At 59.1% G+C, this 16773-nt stretch carries 13 protein-coding genes and 1 pseudogene; 10 read left to right on the top strand and 4 right to left on the bottom strand.

Features of this window, described 5'->3' with window-relative positions:
* Positions 1-72: 72 nt before the first annotated feature.
* Positions 73-2040 (bottom strand): VacB/RNase II family 3'-5' exoribonuclease, encoded by a 1968-nt coding sequence (locus BUC36_RS03330; RefSeq protein WP_073271420.1) that lies wholly within the window; start codon positions 2038-2040, stop codon positions 73-75.
* Positions 2041-2411: 371 nt separating this feature from the next.
* On the opposite strand from BUC36_RS03330, the gene BUC36_RS03325 reads away from it, so the two are divergent.
* The 5 genes and pseudogenes from BUC36_RS03325 to BUC36_RS03310 all read left to right on the top strand — a co-directional run bounded on the left by BUC36_RS03325 (position 2412) and on the right by BUC36_RS03310 (position 9394).
* On the top strand, positions 2412-3488 hold the full coding sequence (locus tag BUC36_RS03325) for a Glu/Leu/Phe/Val dehydrogenase dimerization domain-containing protein (protein WP_073271418.1): 1077 nt from the start codon (positions 2412-2414) through the stop codon (positions 3486-3488).
* A gap of 218 nt (positions 3489-3706) precedes the next feature.
* Positions 3707-6523, top strand: a complete 2817-nt coding sequence (locus BUC36_RS03320) for a M16 family metallopeptidase (protein WP_084535553.1) — start codon at positions 3707-3709, stop codon at positions 6521-6523.
* 250 nt (positions 6524-6773) lie between these two features.
* Positions 6774-7697: pseudogene (gene rimK / locus BUC36_RS03315) on the top strand (30S ribosomal protein S6--L-glutamate ligase); the annotation flags it as partial.
* Complete coding sequence (locus BUC36_RS19160) at positions 7680-7988, top strand: cation:proton antiporter regulatory subunit (protein WP_407661771.1); 309 nt, start codon at positions 7680-7682, stop codon at positions 7986-7988. The pseudogene rimK and the gene BUC36_RS19160, both read left to right, overlap by 18 nt.
* A gap of 74 nt (positions 7989-8062) precedes the next feature.
* Positions 8063-9394 carry a mechanosensitive ion channel family protein gene (locus BUC36_RS03310; RefSeq protein ID WP_073271414.1) on the top strand — a complete coding sequence of 444 codons (1332 nt, stop codon included), beginning with the start codon at positions 8063-8065 and terminating at the stop codon, positions 9392-9394.
* A gap of 56 nt (positions 9395-9450) precedes the next feature.
* Here BUC36_RS03310 and BUC36_RS03305 read toward each other — a convergent pair whose 3' ends face one another.
* Positions 9451-10062: a glutathione S-transferase family protein gene (locus tag BUC36_RS03305; RefSeq protein WP_073271412.1), complete on the bottom strand. Its 612-nt coding sequence runs from the start codon at positions 10060-10062 to the stop codon at positions 9451-9453.
* Between the two features lie 108 nt (positions 10063-10170).
* On the opposite strand from BUC36_RS03305, the gene BUC36_RS03300 reads away from it, so the two are divergent.
* Positions 10171-11493 carry a metal-dependent hydrolase family protein gene (locus BUC36_RS03300; RefSeq protein ID WP_073271409.1) on the top strand — a complete coding sequence of 441 codons (1323 nt, stop codon included), beginning with the start codon at positions 10171-10173 and terminating at the stop codon, positions 11491-11493.
* Between the two features lie 271 nt (positions 11494-11764).
* Here the strand turns inward: BUC36_RS03300 and BUC36_RS03295 are convergent, their stop codons facing one another.
* Together BUC36_RS03295 and BUC36_RS03290 are read right to left on the bottom strand one after the other, a co-directional pair.
* Positions 11765-12472, bottom strand: a complete 708-nt coding sequence (locus tag BUC36_RS03295; RefSeq protein WP_073271407.1) for an SIMPL domain-containing protein — start codon at positions 12470-12472, stop codon at positions 11765-11767.
* A gap of 110 nt (positions 12473-12582) precedes the next feature.
* On the bottom strand, positions 12583-13746 hold the full coding sequence (locus BUC36_RS03290; protein ID WP_073271405.1) for a hypothetical protein: 1164 nt from the start codon (positions 13744-13746) through the stop codon (positions 12583-12585).
* 344 nt (positions 13747-14090) lie between these two features.
* Here BUC36_RS03290 and BUC36_RS03285 point away from each other — a divergent pair, with 344 nt between their 5' ends.
* The 4 genes from BUC36_RS03285 (at position 14091) to BUC36_RS03270 (ending at position 16714) form a co-directional block, all read left to right on the top strand.
* Positions 14091-14531: a VOC family protein gene (locus BUC36_RS03285; protein ID WP_073271403.1), complete on the top strand. Its 441-nt coding sequence runs from the start codon at positions 14091-14093 to the stop codon at positions 14529-14531.
* A 95-nt stretch (positions 14532-14626) separates the two neighbouring features.
* Positions 14627-15733, top strand: a complete 1107-nt coding sequence (locus tag BUC36_RS03280; RefSeq protein WP_073271399.1) for a patatin-like phospholipase family protein — start codon at positions 14627-14629, stop codon at positions 15731-15733.
* Positions 15730-16401, top strand: coding sequence for a GntR family transcriptional regulator (locus BUC36_RS03275; RefSeq protein WP_073271397.1), 672 nt, complete (start codon positions 15730-15732; stop codon positions 16399-16401). The genes BUC36_RS03280 and BUC36_RS03275 overlap by 4 nt, the downstream gene beginning before the upstream one ends.
* A gap of 4 nt (positions 16402-16405) precedes the next feature.
* A complete protein-coding gene (locus BUC36_RS03270; protein WP_073271396.1) occupies positions 16406-16714 on the top strand; it encodes a DUF6122 family protein in 309 nt (102 codons plus the stop codon).
* Positions 16715-16773 lie beyond the last annotated feature (59 nt).

Here is a 16773-nt window from a genome sequence, read left to right as displayed (position 1 = left end):
CGGGCCGGTGCCGGCCGAAAGCGTCAGAAGTGGCCGGGGTGCAGCGCGTTGCGCACCCCGGCCAGGTACAGGCTATTCCGCAGTGCCGGTGTCGGCCAGTGCCTGATCGCTCACCAGTTCCAGCGCGATGCGGCGTTTGTCCACGTCCACGGCGGCCACCTTGACGGTGACCGGCTGCTCCAGCTGATAGCTGCGTTCGTTGTGTTTCAGGATCAGGTGCTTGCCGTCGAATTCCGGCAGATTCTTCTTGTCACCGTTCAGGCGCACGAAGCCGTCGATGCCGTTGTCGTCCAGGCGCACGCCGAGGCCTGCGCCGTTAACGAGGGTAATCTTGCCGGTAAATTCCTGAGCGACCTTGTCCTGCATAAACTGGGCATAGAGCCACTGCTCCAGTGCGCGGTTGGCCTGGCGGCCGCGGATCAGGCTGTCCTGTAACGCTTCGATCTGCTCGTCGCTGAGCGCCTGCGCCTGTTGTGCTTCTGCCGCGGCATGCAGTACGCGGTGATTGTGTAGGTCGTTGTATTTGCGGATCGGCGAGGTAACCGTGGCGTAGGCCTCGAGGCCGAGCCCGAGGTGCGCACCGGCCTTGTTGGCCAGCTGGCCCGGACGCAGCATGCGCTTCAGGACTGCCAGGAGGTTCTGCATCTGCGACTCGTGGTGAGTCTCCAGGTATTTCACCAGTGCCAGGTAGTTGCCCAGCTGGTGCAGGTCTTTCTCCGCGTGCTCCGGCAGCATTTCCTTGAGCAGGCTCTTCACTTCGCCCATGCGCTCGTCGCGGAAGCCGAGGTGTACGGAGAAGCAGCCCTGCTGCAGTTCGGCGAGCTTGCCGCCGATGCAGATATTGGTGGCTAGCATGGCCTCTTCCACCATGCGCTGCGCGGCGTTGCGCTCCTGCTTGGTGATGCGCTCGATCTTGCGCTGGCGATTGAGACAGATCTCGTAATCGGGCCTGTCTTCCATAATCAGTGAGTGGCTCGCGCGGTAGGCGGCGCGGGCTTCACTGAGGGCGGCCAGGTTGCGCAGGTGTGCCTTCTGTTCTTCCGGCACGGCGTTTTCGTCGCCCTCGATAAATTTAGCGACCTGTTGGTAGCTCAGCTTGTGCTGGGAGCGGATTGCGCCGAATTCGTAGCGGCTGTCGCCAATGCTGCCGTCGCTATCGATATCGACATGCACTGCCAATACCGGGCGCAGTTCGCCGGCGATCAGGGAGAAGAGGTTTTCGCACAGGTCGCGGGGCAGCATGGGCAGGGTTTCGCCGGGCAGGTACTGGCTGTGGGCGCGCTTGAAGGCCTCTTTGTCCAGTGCGCTGCCTTCTTCTATCAGGCTGGACGGGTCGGCAATGGCGATATGCAGGGTCCAGCCGCCATCGCGGGCGGTGACGGCCAGGGCGTCATCCATATCGCGGGTGGTTTCGGCATCGATAGTGGCGAAGCCCAGTTCGGACAGGTCTTTGCGTTCGGCGGTAACCGCGTCCAGCTTTTCCATTATTACCTGTGCTTGTTTCAGAGCCGCCTCGCCGAACTGCTCTGGCAGCTGGTGCTGCGCGACAACAAAGGCGTGCTCGATGCCGGGCATGTCCGGCTTGCCGATTACACTTTCGACCTTGGCCTGGGCTTTGCCGTCTTTGAACGGGTGGCGGTTAATCTTGCAGGCGATAAACTCGCCCGGCTGCGCCTTGCCGCGGGCCTTGGGCGGCAGGAAGATCCAGCGCGACAGGCCATTCTGGCTCGGCTGTACGAAGTGACCCTGACCGCGCTGTACATACTGGCCCACCAGGTATTTGAGTTCGCTTTCCAGCAGCTCGTCCAGCTCGGCAGACAGCTTGCCCTTTTCCTCGTCATTCAAACTGACGCGCACGCGATCGCCAGGGAGGACGCGCTCCATCTCTGCCGGTGGCAAGAAGGCCTCGCGACCGTCGTCCAGTACCACGAAGCCGAACTTGCCGTTGCTGCCGCGCACCCGGCCCTCGGCAAACTCCTTGTTGGAGCGAATATCGGTTTTCAGTTGAGAGAGTTGTTTGAGGGCGTCGGCATTCAGCATCGAGTTATCTCTGCGGGTCGTCTGAGGGTCAATAGTGGGCGCGGATTCTACCAGACGGATCTGGCTGGATGTAACGGGCTGCGGGACCGGGTGTCACGAACGGTGACACCGCGGACGGCGGGCGACAACGGGCGAGGCAAAAGTCCTCTTGTTCTCTTTTGATGACTGTGCCGCCTGCCATGTTCTTGCGTGACCCGGCATCCTAATTTTTCTCAATTTGAGTGATGGTTTAGCGCTTCTAGGATGTTCGCGTGCAAAAAATGCAAACCTTATCTGCCGCGGGACGATATAATCTTAGCTTCCGATAAAAACAGATAAGGGCTGTGGTTGTTCCCCAGCTGTAGAACCGGTCTCCCGGAGAGGAACAGTAAATGAGTATATTTTCCCATCCCGCCTACGATAAGCACGAGCAAGTGGCTTTCTATCAGGACGCCAAAAGCGGACTGAAGGCGATTATTGCGGTGCACAACACCAATCTGGGACCCTCATTGGGCGGCTGCCGCATGTGGCCCTACGCCGACGATGGCGAGGCACTGAACGACGTGCTGCGCCTGTCTCGCGGTATGACCTACAAATCTGCCATGGCCGGCCTGAAGCTGGGTGGCGGTAAGGCCGTGATCATCGGCGACCCGCGCAAGGACAAGACGCCCGAGCTGCTGCGCGCGATGGGCGACTTCATCAATACCCTGGGTGGTCGCTACATTACCGCCGAGGATTCCGGTACCAGCGTTGCCGACATGCATATTATCGGCGAGCGTACCAAATTCGTTTCCGGCCTGATCGAAGGTTCCGAACACGGTGGCGACCCGTCCCCGTCCACCGCCTACGGTGTCTTTGTCGGCCTGAAAGCCGCGGTTGAACACCGCTGGGGCAAGACCGACCTGAACGGCCTCAAGGTTTCCCTGCAGGGCGTGGGCAATGTGGGCTTCCGCCTGGCCAAGCTGCTGAAGGAAGCGGGCGCAGAACTCTTCGTAACCGATATCTTCCAGGACAATATCGACCGCGCCGTGAATGAACTGGGTGCGACCGCTGTTGGTGCGGACGAAATTTTCGACCTGGATGTTGACCTGTTCGCCCCCTGTGCCATGGGCGCGATTCTGAACGACGACACCATCTCCCGCCTGAAAGTGGGCGCCATCGCCGGTGCCGCCAACAACCAGTTGGCGGAAGAGCGCCACGCGGCGGTATTGCGTGAGAAGGGCATTCTCTACTCTCCGGATTACGTGATTAACGCCGGCGGCATTATCGACGTGTATTACCAGCAGCAGGGCGATTACAACCCGGCCCAGGTCAAGGAGCACATCGAGACCATCGGAACCACCATGAAAGAAGTTTTCCAGCGTGCCGACGAAACCGGTGAGACCACTGCTCACGTGGCAGACCGTATTGCCGAAGAACGATTCGGTCACGAAGACGCGCTAAAAAAAACTGACTCAGAAGCTGCATAAATTTTGAGCAGGGCGTGACGCCCTGGCAGGTATTTCTCCCCTGAGCGATTCGCATCATCGCTTCTCTCTGTGATGTATTTATTTGGGCACTCCGGTGCCCATTTTTTTTGCCTCCCGATTGTCGCGCCGATGGATTTGATCGGCGAATTAGCCGACATGTCCGGGCAAATGTTGCCTACAATTTCCTTCTTAAGACCCGATCTTGATAAGGGAAAAAAATGGATCTCCGCCAATCCGCGTTCGCTCTTCTTATCGCCTCATTATTGCTCGCCGGTTGTGGCAAGCCCGGCGACGATACTCACCGAGCACTGTCGGTGGACAGGGAAGCCGCCGCCAGCAGCCGGGCGGCGGCAGCGGACAAACAGGCCTATGTGCCCGCGCCCGAGTTGGAGATTCCATTCCACCGGGAGGTCTTGGATAACGGCCTTACGGTGATCGTGCACGAGGACCGCAAGGCGCCGGTGGTCTCGATCAATATCTGGTACAAGGTCGGCTCCAAAGACGAGGTCCCCGGCAAGACCGGCTTCGCGCACCTGTTCGAGCACCTCATGTTCAACGGTTCGGAAAACTATCCAGGCGAATATTTCGAGCCTTTCCAGCGCTCCGGTGCCACCGATATGAACGGCACCACCAATAACGACCGTACCAATTATTTCGAAACGGTACCGAAAGGCGCGCTGGACATGGCGCTGTGGATGGAGTCGGACCGCATGGGGCATTTCAGTGGCGCTATTACCCAGGAAGTGCTGGACGAACAGCGTGGCGTGGTGAAGAACGAAAAGCGCCAGGGGGAAAACGCACCTTACGGTAAGGCCTTTGACACCATCGCCAGCAGTACCTTTCCGCCGTTTCATCCCTACTCATGGACCCCGATCGGTTCCATGGATGACCTCGACAACGCCAGCCTCGAAGACGTAAAAAAATGGTTTGCAGATTACTACCAGCCGGCCAATGCGATACTGGTGATCGCCGGTGATATTACTGTTGAAGAGGCCATGGCCAAGGCGCGGCAGTATTTCGGCGATATCCCGAGCACGGAGGTGCAACCGCGCATTAAAAACTGGGAACTACCCGTCCAGGTAAACAAGCGCGAAGTGATGTTCGATCAGGTACCGCAGACACGCATCTATAAAGTGTGGAACGTGCCGGCGCTCGGCAGCGAGGAAGAGAATGCGCTGGACCTTATCACCTCGCTATTGGCCAACCGTCAGAATTCGCTGCTCTATCGGCGGCTGGTGCGCGATGAGCAGGTGGCTACTGGAGTGAGCGCCTTCTATTACGGGCGTCAGCTGGCCGGACAGTTGATCATCATCGTGGACGTCAAGCCCGGTCAGCCACTGGACAAGGTCGAGAAGCTGCTGGATGAAGAATTGCGGCAGTTTGCCCGGGATGGAGTGAGCGCGGAGGAGATACGCCGTATCAAGCAGAGCGAGTTTGCTGGTCTCGTCAAAGGCCTCGAGAAGACCGGGGGCTTTGGTGGCAAGAGCGATATTCTCGCGCGCTCCGAGTTTTACTACGGTGACCCGGGGGCGCTGATCGGCGGCCTCGAGGAGTATGCCAAGGTTACCGCGCTCGAGGTGCAGGATGTTGCCAGCCGCTGGCTAAAACCGGAAAGATATACGCTGATCGTCAAACCAAAACAGAAATATTCGGCGGCGGCAGCGGGGGTCGACCGCAGTAAATTACCGGAAGTCGATAAGAGGGTGGAGCTCGAGTTGCCCCAGCAGAGCGAGTTCACTCTGGATAATGGCCTGCGCGTGGTACTGGCAGAGCGCCACGACACACCGGTGGTATTTATGAACCTGCAGTTTCGCAGCGGTGCGGCGGCAGATGGTGACAAGCCGGGTCTCGCTTCCGTGGCGGCGCAAATGCTGAGCGAGGGAGCCGGTGATCTGGATGGGCTCGAATTCAGTGCCCGCGAGGAAGAGCTCGGTGCGAGTATTGGTGCCGGCAGTGGCCTGGATTACAACAACATCACTTTCAGTGCGCTGAAGTCGCAACTGGAGCCGTCGCTGAAACTGTTTGCCAGCGTGGTAATGGAGCCATCTTTTCCTGAAACGGACCTGGCGCGAGAGAAATCCAACCGCATCGATAGTATTGCTCAGGAAAAAGCGCAGCCCCAGGGACTGGCCCTGCGCGAATTGCCGCCGCTGCTGTTTGGGAAAGAGCACCCGTATGGATCGCCGCTGACCGGCTCCGGCACTGTCGAGGGTATCGAGGCAGTCACTCGCGCAGACCTGGTGCAGTTCCACAGCACCTGGGTGCGGCCGGACAATGCCACGCTAACGATCGTGGGAGATGTCAAAAGGGATGAAATCAAGTCTTTACTGAACCAGACGCTCGGCGACTGGAAGGCTCCCAAGACAGAACTGGCCAAAATCGAAGTGCCGGCGGTGGAGCGGCCGCAGAAAGCGAGGGTCTATCTGCTCGATCGTCCGGGTGCACAGCAGAGCTACATTATGGCCGGCCTGGTGATGCCGCCGTGGCAGCCGGAGGGCGCCGAGGCCTTCGATGCGATGACGGATATTATCGCCGGCAAGTTTACTTCGCGGGTGAATATGAACCTGCGCGAGGATAAGCACTGGTCCTATGGCGCCCGCGCAGTTTCCCTGGATACCGAGGGCCAGCGCCCCTATATCCTGTTCGCGCCGGTGCAGACCGATAAAACGGCGCCGGCGATAAAGGAGCTTCTGAAAGAGTACCGCAGCTATCTCGGCGACCAGCCGGTGCAGGAAAAGGAACTGGCTGACTATCGCGATGACGAAGTGCTCAAGCAGAGCGGTCGCTTCCAGACCAAGGGGCAGTTGCTCTCCAGTATCACCTGGCAGGTAGAGAAGGGGTTGCCGCCGGAATATATCGCCGAATATCCGCAGCGGGTTGCCGCGCTATCCAAGGAGACTGTGGAGGCCTCCGCGCGGGAATACCTGGCGCCCGAGCAGTTTACCTGGGTGATTGTGGGGGATCTCGACAAAATCCAGGGTGAAATAGAGGCGCTGGATATAGGGCCGGTCACCGTTTTGCCAAGTGAGTCATAGGCGGACGCCCCTCGGGTGAGCGCGCGAGGGGGCGCGCTCCATGCCTGCCGGAGTTAAAACTGGCACTTTTTTCGCTTTCTACTAGGCTGGGTGTTGCCGCTGTCACCCGTGTAGCAGTGTGCAACTGCGTTCGTGCGGGTGGACACCGAACACAAATACAAAAATTGAGGTTTTCGCGCCGGTCCCGCCGCCATCGACGCGAAAATTACAGCCGGTGCGCCGCCAGAATACATAAGGAAAGGTAACCACAATGAAACTTGCCGTTCTCTCCCGTTCGCCCAAATGCTACAGCACACTGCGACTGCAGGAGGCTGCGCAAAGTCGTGGTCACGATGTGCAGGTGCTGGATACGATCAAGTTCGCAATCGATCTCCAGCGCGCTGCGCCGGACCTGTATTACCGCCAGAAACAGATCGAAGACTTCGATGCCGTATTACCGCGAATCGGCGCCTCTATTACGTACTACGGAACTGCAGTCGTCAGGCAGTTTCAGGAAATGGATGTGTTCTGCGCAAACACCGCACACGGTATCAACAATTCCCGCGACAAACTGCGCAGCCTGCAGCTGCTGAGCCGCCACCATATTGGCATTCCCCGCACGACGTTCGTGCATAACAAGAAAGATGTGTTGCCCGCTATCGAGCGGGTCGGGGGCGCGCCGGTGGTGATCAAGCTAATCGAAGGGACCCAGGGCATAGGGGTATTGCTGGCGGAGACGGTCAAGCAGGCCGAGGCGATTATCGAGTTGCTGCAAAGCCAGAAGCAGAATGTGCTGATTCAGAAATTTGTTGCCGAGAGCAAGGGCAGAGATATTCGCGCCTTTGTCGTCGGCGATCGCGTGGTGGCTGCGATGCGCCGAGTCGCCCAGGGACAGGAATTTCGCAGTAATGTGCACCGCGGTGGTATCGCCGAGCCGGTGGATCTTCCGCAGGAATACATCGATACCGCGGTGCGTGCCACACAAATAATGGGGTTGCGCGTGGCCGGTGTGGATATGCTGGAGGGCAAATCTGGTCCGCAGATCATGGAGGTGAACTCGTCGCCTGGGCTCGAGGGTATAGAAACCTGTACTGGTCTGGATGTGGCAGGTGCGGTGATCGAGTATATCGCCGCCCAGGTGGACTTCCCGGAGATCGACGTGCGTCAGCGGCTTACTGTGAGTAAAGGCTACGGTGTCACCGAAGTTTATGTTCCCGAAGGATCTAAGTTCGTGGGCCGCACCATTGCTGAGATTCGGGCGGATGAACATGATATCAACGTCCTGACGCTTTATCGCGGCGCCAAGGTAATTCCCAATCCGAAACCACAACGCATACTGGAGCCCAATGACAAATTATTGTGCTTCGGCAAACTCGAGGCCATGCGCGGCATGGTGCCGGCGAAGACCCGGCGCCGTCGCCAGCCGGATATTGGCAACCTGCCGGCGGATGCGGTGAATCCGCAGGGCCTGGAGACTGTCGAGTGAAACTTGCACTATCGTCCATGCCGCCGCCGACGAACCCGGCGGTCGTAACGAGGCCCTGACAGCCGGTGGCGAATATGACGACCGAGAACCTGCTTGCAGAATTGAATGCGGCTTCGGATAGGGCCCTGGCGTCGGCGTCCGGGGTGGAATTCTATAGCCAGCTGGGTTTGATCGCGCTGGTTTACTGTTTGGCCTATGTGCTGTCAGCCCGGGTTTGCCGCTACGTGCCGGTGCTCTGCGAGCCTCCCGCCGAGCCGGAAATTACGCCCCTTCGCCATCTGGTCTTCCGCTGCGGTCGGCTACTTTTCCCCTTGACCGCCATCCTGCTGCTACAGCTTTCGCTGGCGTTCGCGCCGGCACTGCTCGGCGATGGCCTGGTCATGCGGGTAGCCGTGGCCATTGCGATCATCCTGTTGTTCAACTCGTTTGTGCGGCTGGTTATTGCCAACGAGCTGGTGGCGAAGCTGTTTCGCTGGGTCGGTATGCCGATTATTTTCCTCCACGCTGTCGGAGTGCTCGACAATATCGTTGCGGTGCTCGACGGAATGTCGATCCAATTGGGAAATATCAAGCTTTCTGTCTACGGCATCGTTCGAACCCTGATTTTCGGTTCACTGCTTTTCTGGCTGGGGCGCGTGTCTAACTCAACGGGCCAGACGATTATCCGCAAGCAGGAAACACTGGATATCCGCACCAAGGAGGTGCTGGCGAAGCTATTCGAGGTGATGCTGTTTTTTATCGTCGCCATGCTGATGTTGCAGTTGATGGGTATCAACCTCACAGCCCTGGCTGTGTTTGGCGGTGCGGTGGGTGTCGGAATAGGCTTCGGATTGCAGGCCATAGCCTCTAATTTTATCTCCGGCATCATCATCCTGATGGACCGTTCGGTCTCGGTGGGGGACTATATAGAATTGGAGGATGGCAAGTGCGGCGTGGTGACCGAGCTCAACATGCGCTCCACCACGCTCGAGACCTTCGATGGCAAGGACATCGTGGTGCCCAATGAGAAATTTATCTCCAACACGTTCACCAACTGGACACATAAGAACGAGAAGCAGCGTTACCGCGTCGATTTCTCTGTCAGCTACAGCACCGACGTGCGCGCCGTGGTGGAGATTATCAAGGAAGCTGTCGCGAGCCATCCCCAGGTGCTGAGTGGTGAGGATTACCCCATTGAGGAGCGGCCCGATTGTGAGATCGACAGCTTTGGTGACAACGGTGTGAACATGTTTGTCGAATTCTGGATGCAGGGTATCGACGATGGTCGCAACCGCGTGGGCGGGGACCTGCTGCTCATCATCCTCGAAACACTGCAGAAGCACGGTGTCGAGATTCCCTTCCCGCAAAGGGATGTGCGGCTGGTCAGTGTCGCGGAAAAGCGTCGAACCCCTGAGCTCCAGTCCTAGCCGCCGAGGAGTTCTCGTGACAGCGGGGCAGGGCGCCCCGCAACGAAGTGGCGTCGTCAGGCCTTGGCGCTGGGGCGCGCGCTGAGCTGCTTGCGCCAGCGGGTCAGGTGCGGGTGCTCTTCGGCGTCCGGGCGCAGGTTTACCACCTTGCCGAAGTCCATCGAGCACAGCATGCCGATATCGGCGACGGAGAAATAGTCGCCTGCGAGAAACTCGTGATCGGACAGGTGCTGGTCAAGGACATCGAAGAACTTCAACGCTTTCTTGCCGGCGTCTTCGCCAAACTCCGGGAAGACATTCATGCGGTCGCTGAAAAAGCCGGAGGTGTGCTGGAAGCACATGCCGACGTTGGACATCATGTTGAAGTCGGCGCGGCGGTTCCACATTTCCACCAGTGCTTTTTCCTTTGCGTCGCGGCCGAATAGCGGCGGCTCCGGGTGCAGCTCTTCAATATAGCGCTGGATGGCCACGGATTCAGCGATATGGCTGCCATCCTCCAGTGCCAGTACCGGCACCTTTGCATTCACATCCTTGGTGCGGAATTCCGCTGTCAGGTTTTCGCCTTTGGCGATGTCCACTTGCACGTAGTCCATTGCCACGCCTTTTTCGGCCAAAAACATACGCACCCGGCGGCAGTTGGGGGCGCTGGCGTATTCGTAGATCTTCATCGGGGCTTCCTCTCGACTCTTCCCTTGGGGTTGGGGGGCGATTGCGGTAGATTGTGCCGTTTCTTATAAAAACGAATTGACTCTATGTTGGAATTCAGGGGTGGGACAATGACAACAAATGCCAATCGGGGCAACTTCCTCAATCGCGCTGCAGCGGGGCTGCTGGCGGTCTGTGCGGGGCTCGCTTCCGTACAGGCGCTGGCCGAAGCCACAGCCATTTATGCCGGCAAGATGTTCGATAGTGAAAGTGGCAAGTTGCTCGAGAATCGTACAATTCACGTGGTCGATGGCCGTATAGAGTCGGTGCAGAAGGGGTTTGCCAAGCGGGACCGGGAAAAGCTGCTGGATCTGCGCAACTACACCGTGCTGCCGGGACTGATGGACATGCACACCCACCTGACCTACGAATTTGGCCCGCGCACCTATACCGAGACCTTTACCTGGAATCCCGCCGACTACACCCTGCGCGGCGTGGATACCGCGCGCCGCACCCTGCGGGCCGGGTTTACCACGGTGCGGGATCTCGGTGACAGTGACAATGTGACCATCAGCCTGCGCAATGCCATCGAGGCCGGCACCGTCGAGGGACCGCGGGTCTTCACTGCGGGAAAGTCCATCGCCACCACCGGCGGGCATGCCGACCCCACTAACGGTTACCGCCACGACCTGATGGGCAGCCCCGGTGCCGCCGAAGGCGTGGTCAATGGGCCGGCAAGTGCGCGCCAGGCGGTGCGGCAGCGCTACAAGGACGGTGCGGACCTGATCAAGATCACCGCCACCGGCGGCGTGCTGAGCGTGGCCAAGAGCGGCCAGAATCCGCAGTTCATGAAAGACGAGCTGGAAGCGATCGTCGCCACGGCAAAGGATTACGGCTTCACTGTAGCGGTCCACGCCCACGGTAAAGAGGGCATGGAGCGCGCTATCCGCGCCGGTGTGGATTCCGTCGAGCACGGTACCTACATGGATGGTGAAACCATGGAGCTGATGAAGCGCAACAACACCTGGTATGTGCCGACGCTGATGGCCGGCGAGTGGGTCACCCAGAAATCTGCGGTGGAAGGTTTCTTCCCGGATATGGTGCGCAGCAAGGCGGCTACCATCGGCCCACTGATCCAGCAGACCTTTGCCAATGCCTACAAGCGCGGAGTGAATATTGCCTTCGGTACCGACACCGGCGTGAGCCGTCACGGCGACAACGCGCGGGAATTTGTACTGATGGTACAGGGCGGCATGACGCCTTCCGACGCGATTCGCAGCGCGACCTGGAATGCAGCACGCCTGCTGAAGATGCAGGATGAACTGGGCAGTATTGCCGAGGGCAAGAAAGCGGACATCATCGCCGTAGCCGGCAACCCGCTCGAGGATATTTCGGAGTTGCAGCGGGTTCAGTTTGTGATGAAGGACGGCAAGGTCTTCAAGCGGCCGCAATAATACGCGCAGTAAAAAAGGGCCCGCATGCGGGCCCTCAGACTGTTGATAAACCCCGCATTCTGTTCTGAGCTGGTGCGGTGGCGGCCAAGCACTAGGACGAGCATTTCGAAACGCTGTGAATACATCCCTGTAAGCTCCGTCGGCGACGTCCTGTCGCCGACGGTTCGAAATGCTCGTCCTAGCACTTTGCCTTAAATTTTGACTGCATAACTTTGTCAGTAAACTGAGGGCCCGCATGCGGGCCCTTTGTATTTTTCTTGGAAATGGTCCATCAGTCTTCCAGTTCAAAAACCAGGTCCAGATTGACCGTCAGGGTTGTTTCACCCGGTGCGACTGGCGTGCTGACGCTGTCCTTGGCTGCCGCCATTTCGGCACGCATCATCGGGCGCGGTATGCCGACGCTGCCACTCTCCGAAACGCTGACGATGCGGCGTACCTTCATGTCCAGCGACTTTGCATAGTCCTCGGCGCGGGCCTGGGCCTTTGCCAGTGCCTGTTTGCGCGCCTCTGCCATTACCGGTTCGGGTTCGCCGATTTCCAGGTTGGGCCCGTGGATCTGGTTGGCACCGGCCGCGGCCAGATCGTCCAGCACGTCACCCAGCTTCTCCATTTCGCGCACCTTGATGTTCACGGTGTTGCGCGCCATATAGCCGGTGATCTGCGGTTTCTGCCCCTGCTGATAGTCGTAGCGGGGGGACAGGCTGATACCGCTGGTCTGTACGTCCTTGTCGTCGATGCCGGCTTTCTTGATCGCTTTCAGCAGTTTGTCCATCTGCTCGGCGTTATCGCGCATGGCCTTTTCGCTGTCCTCCGCTTCGGTCACGACGCCGGCGGAGATATTCGCAGTGTCTGGCACCTTGCTGGCCTCGCCACTGGCGGAGATGGACACCAGCGTGCCGCGTTCAGCGGGGGCGCCGCCGCCGCAGGCGGTGGCCAGCAGGGCGAGTAGGGCAATGGTCGAAATTTTTACAACGTTCATGACTTTTTCCTTATAAGTCGTTTGGGGTCTGGGGTATTCCGCTGACTCCGATGCCGGAATACTAGCCGCCGCTTTCTGAACGGCAGCTGAGTGGGCAGTTCACCAACCTCTTAGGTGAACACCTGGCGATAAGTTTCATTTTCACCGTGATAGATTGCAAAGCCGAGACGCAATAGCTGCTGGCGCCGGTCGCTCAGCACAGCTCTGGACTTCAGTTCCTGTTGCAGTCTCTCGGCGTTCTGCGCGGTGCCGCAGTCGAAGGTGAAAAAGTGTCCGTGACCGTCGTCCAGATCGTGACAGATGAGGTTGTGCCGGTTCAACAGCGGGTGGTTGGCTTCATCCATGGTGTTCAGGAATCGCCGCTGGGCTGCCAGTACATAGTCGTGGATTTTCTCCACGGTAATACCGTCCTGCTCGAAGAGTTCGAAAATGGCCAACCCCTTGTAGAGGGGCGAGTAGTCCATGGTCGCGCCGGCGAAGCGCAGCCAGTTGTCGCCAAAGCCCACACGGTCGACACGGTTTTCGAGTTCGGCCATTTCGGCAAACCAGCCCGTGTTCAGCGGTCGCAAGTCGCAGTTGGCGGGGATGCTCATAAAACACATGCCCTCGCCGGCGCCCAGATATTTGTAGGAACCGGCGGTGAAGAACACCTTGCCGGCAACCCTGCTAAGGTCGATGGGGCGGGCGAAGAAACCGTGGTAGCCATCGATGATGAATTCGGTGCGCGCAGGTTTTCGCTCGGCGATTTGCAGCAGTTCTGGAAACACGACGCCGGAGTCAAAGAAGACCAGGCTGGCGTAGGCCAGCTGGTAATCATTGCGCTGCAACTCCTGTTCGAATCGCTCGGCCATTGTGCCATAGGGCTCTTTGGCAATACGCGTCACTTCGATATTCGGCAGTTCTTCCAGCCGCTGCAGCTGGCGGGCAAAACTGTAGAATTCCCCATCGGTAGTGAGGATTCGCAGCGGGCGATTGAGATCGAAGGCGCTGATTACGCGATAGACCAGTTCGTGAGTATTGGGCGCGATAGCAATACGCTCCGGATCCGGCAAACTCAGCGTGCGGGCCACCGCTGCCTGCCAGGCGGGAATCTTTTCTTCGAAGACTGGACCCCACTTGTCATCGGCGAGCAGCGCCGAATCGCGCCAGTACTGCTGGACAGCGTCCAGGGTGATGTCCGGCCAGTAGTGGTGGGAGTGGCACGCCATGTGCAGCATCGAGGAAGGGCTGCCACTGGGAGCCTGCAAGAATTGGCGATAGTATTTTTGATACATTTGGTTATTTGTGTCCTGTTACATACTAAATGCGGTTAGCAGAGCACCCCAAATAGTTCACAGTTAGGCGCCGCTCGCAGGGAATGGCGCGCCCTTTTCAAGAGCGGCAACGCAGCGGTGGACGATTTGGGGAGCTCCCTCCGGGCGGGCCGCTAAGCAGCCATCTGCGGCGTTGCATTTACTTGGCGTAGCCGGCTATGCCTGCGCAAATGCGCCTTGCACCTGGCTACTTAGCGGCCCGCTGATAACCGCATTTAGTATGTAACAGGACACTGGCGTCTGTAACGCTAATCAATTAATTTGTGCCGCGATTGTAGATGGTGACCAGAGGAAGGAGTAGTAGCGTGGAATATCTGCACACAATGGTTCGCGTGGCGGACCTGGAAGAGTCTTTGAAGTTTTATTGCGAAAAACTGGGTCTGCAGCAGATCAGTCGCAACGATTATGACAAGGGGCGCTTTACATTGGTGTTTCTCGCTGCGCCGGGTGATGCCGACAGCGCGCGTGAAAACAAGGCGCCCTGCCTGGAACTGACCTACAACTGGGATCCGGAAACCTATAGCGGCGGGCGCAATTTTGGTCATTTGGCCTACCGCGTGGATAATATCTATACAATCTGCCAGCGGCTGATGGACGAGGGCGTCACCATCAATCGCCCGCCCCGCGATGGCCATATGGCATTTGTTCGCTCCCCGGACGGTATTTCCATCGAATTGCTGCAGCGGGGCGAGCCCCTGGAGCCGCAGGAGCCGTGGGCGTCGATGGAAAATACTGGCGAGTGGTAGCGATCGCCGGCGGCGGGTTGAGCACAGAGTTGACCTGGTAGTGACGATTTGAGGGGCGATCTCCGTGCTCGCCTGAGAGTGTTTAGAGAGCAACAGTGAAAAAAACCAATTGTGTTCTACTGGCCGGCGCCAACGCGGCCGGCCGCATCCGCGACGAGGGACTGCGCCCGGAGCAATTCTCCACGCTGGTCGGCGCTTCCGGTGGCCCTAAGTGGTTGGTGATCAGCCAGCTGGACCGGGTGCTGATGGGGGAGTTCTTCCGCGAGCGCCGCGAGCCGGTGGTGACTCTGGGGTCTTCTATCGGCAGTTTTCGCAATATGTGTTATGCGATGCAGGATTCACTGGGGGCTCTGGAGCGGCTCGAATACGGCTATATCAATCAGTCTTACGACTCGGACAGGCCCACTCCGGTGGAGATCACCGCAGCCGGCGAGAAGATCCTGCTGGACGTACTGGGCGAAGACGGTGCGCGCCAGGTGGCGGAGAACCCGGTCTGGCACAGCCATTTCGTCACAGTGCGCGGCCGCGGGCCGCTCGCCAGTGAAAAGCGCGCGCTGCTGGCGCCGGCCCTGTTTGCCTCGGCGCTGGCCAACGCCCTGACGCGGCGCAGTCTGAGCGCCTTCTGGGACAGGGTAGTGTTTCATTCCGGCGAGCGGGCGGCGGTTCACTTCGACAACCTGCGCACGGTCAATACTCAATTGTCGCCGGCAAATGTCTGCGATGCGGTACTGGCCAGCGGTTCGATACCGCTCGTCATGGCCGGGGTGCAGAACCCACAGGGAGCGCCGCTGGGCAATTATCGGGACGGCGGCATAACCGATTACCACTTCGACCTGCGCTTCCAGCACCCGGAAGGGCTGGCGCTCTATCCGCACTTCTTCCCCTACATGGTGCCCGGCTGGTTCGACAAGAGCCTGTCCTGGCGCTGGGTCAAGGGCGGTGCCATGCAAAACACGCTGCTGGTGGCGCCGTCGCCCGCATTCGTGGCGAGCCTGCCCTACGGCAAGATTCCCGATCGCAACGACTTCTACAGGCTCAGTAACGACGAGCGCCTGAAGTACTGGAACAAGGTAGTGGATATGAGCCGCCGCGTCGCGGAAGACTTCTACGAGTTGTGGCAGAGCGGTACCGTTGGCGATCACCTGATCGAGGTTGGTTCCGATGATGTGCCGCACAAACTGCAGCGGGTGGCCGCCGCATGAGTTCGGCACAGGAATTCAACACGCCGCAGGAGGAGTACCGCACCACCCAGGAGCGGGTCTACTACCAGGTGCGCGATGCGATTCTGCGCGGAAAGTTCCTGCCCGGCCACGCTATCACTATCCGCGGCCTGGCCGCGGACCTGGATTGCAGCCCGATGCCGGTGCGCGAAGCCCTGCGTCGCCTGACCTCGGAGCGCGCGCTGGAATTGTCGGATACCCGCCGGGTGACCGTACCGACCATGACGCCCGAGAAGCTCGCCGAGATCTGTGCGGCCCGGGTCGCGCTGGAATGCCAGGCGGCAGAGCAGGCGTTGCCCTTTGTCGGCGCGGAGCAGCTGGAACAGCTGCGCAGGCTGGACGAGCGGGTGACCTCGGCACTGGCGGACAAGGACATCGAGGAGTATGTCACCGCCAACCTCGAATTCCATTTCACCCTGTATCGTCTCGGCCAGCCGCATATCATCCTGTCGCTGATCGAGAGCCTGTGGCTGCAGACAGCGCCGCTGCAGCACCTGGTGTTCCAGCGCTTCGGCGTGCAGGAGCTGCCCGACCGCCACCAGGACCTGCTCGAGGCCATTGCCTCCGGCAAGCCGGAGCGCGTGCGCACCGCCATTCGCCAGGATATCGAAGAGGGCCTCGGCTCCATCTCCGCAGAAGAGCTTCTGTAAATCAATGTTCAGTTATATTCATCTTGCCCTGCACGGGCTGGTGCCGGTGGCCATTGCCTGGTTTTTCTTTCGCTCTGACTGGAAGAGGGCGGCGCTGATCATGCTGGCCGCCAACCTGGTGGACCTGGATCACCTGGTTGCCAATCCGGTCTATGATCCCAATCGCTGCAGTATCAATTTCCATCCGCTGCACAAGATGCTGCCCATTTCCCTCTACGGCGCGATGATGTTCCTGCCCTGGCCACCACTGCGCTATCTGGGTATCGGGCTTATTACTCATATGTTGCTGGATGCAACGGACTGCGCTTTCTGAGGCGGGGCATTGCGCCGAATCCATTGAAAATGTGCAATTTCCGCCGCGGACTTGACCAT

This window comes from Microbulbifer donghaiensis (assembly GCF_900129095.1).
Classification (GTDB): Bacteria; Pseudomonadota; Gammaproteobacteria; order Pseudomonadales; family Cellvibrionaceae; genus Microbulbifer; species Microbulbifer donghaiensis.
The sequence above is the reverse complement of the archived record's forward strand: the minus strand, read 5'-3'. Positions and strand labels throughout refer to the sequence as shown.

Bases quoted from the DNA above. Each gene is read 5' to 3' on its own strand.
- BUC36_RS03320 (WP_084535553.1), top strand. From the start codon at position 3,707: ATGGATCTCCGCCAATCCGCGTTCGCTCTTCTTATCGCCTCATTATTG.
- BUC36_RS03275 (WP_073271397.1), top strand. From the start codon at position 15,730: ATGAGTTCGGCACAGGAATTCAACACGCCGCAGGAGGAGTACCGCACC.
- BUC36_RS03305 (WP_073271412.1), bottom strand. From the start codon at position 10,062: ATGAAGATCTACGAATACGCCAGCGCCCCCAACTGCCGCCGGGTGCGT.
- BUC36_RS03330 (WP_073271420.1), bottom strand. From the start codon at position 2,040: ATGCTGAATGCCGACGCCCTCAAACAACTCTCTCAACTGAAAACCGAT.
- BUC36_RS03290 (WP_073271405.1), bottom strand. From the start codon at position 13,746: ATGTATCAAAAATACTATCGCCAATTCTTGCAGGCTCCCAGTGGCAGC.
- BUC36_RS03310 (WP_073271414.1), top strand. From the start codon at position 8,063: ATGACGACCGAGAACCTGCTTGCAGAATTGAATGCGGCTTCGGATAGG.
- BUC36_RS03270 (WP_073271396.1), top strand. From the start codon at position 16,406: ATGTTCAGTTATATTCATCTTGCCCTGCACGGGCTGGTGCCGGTGGCC.
- BUC36_RS03295 (WP_073271407.1), bottom strand. From the start codon at position 12,472: ATGAACGTTGTAAAAATTTCGACCATTGCCCTACTCGCCCTGCTGGCC.
- BUC36_RS03325 (WP_073271418.1), top strand. From the start codon at position 2,412: ATGAGTATATTTTCCCATCCCGCCTACGATAAGCACGAGCAAGTGGCT.
- BUC36_RS03300 (WP_073271409.1), top strand. From the start codon at position 10,171: ATGACAACAAATGCCAATCGGGGCAACTTCCTCAATCGCGCTGCAGCG.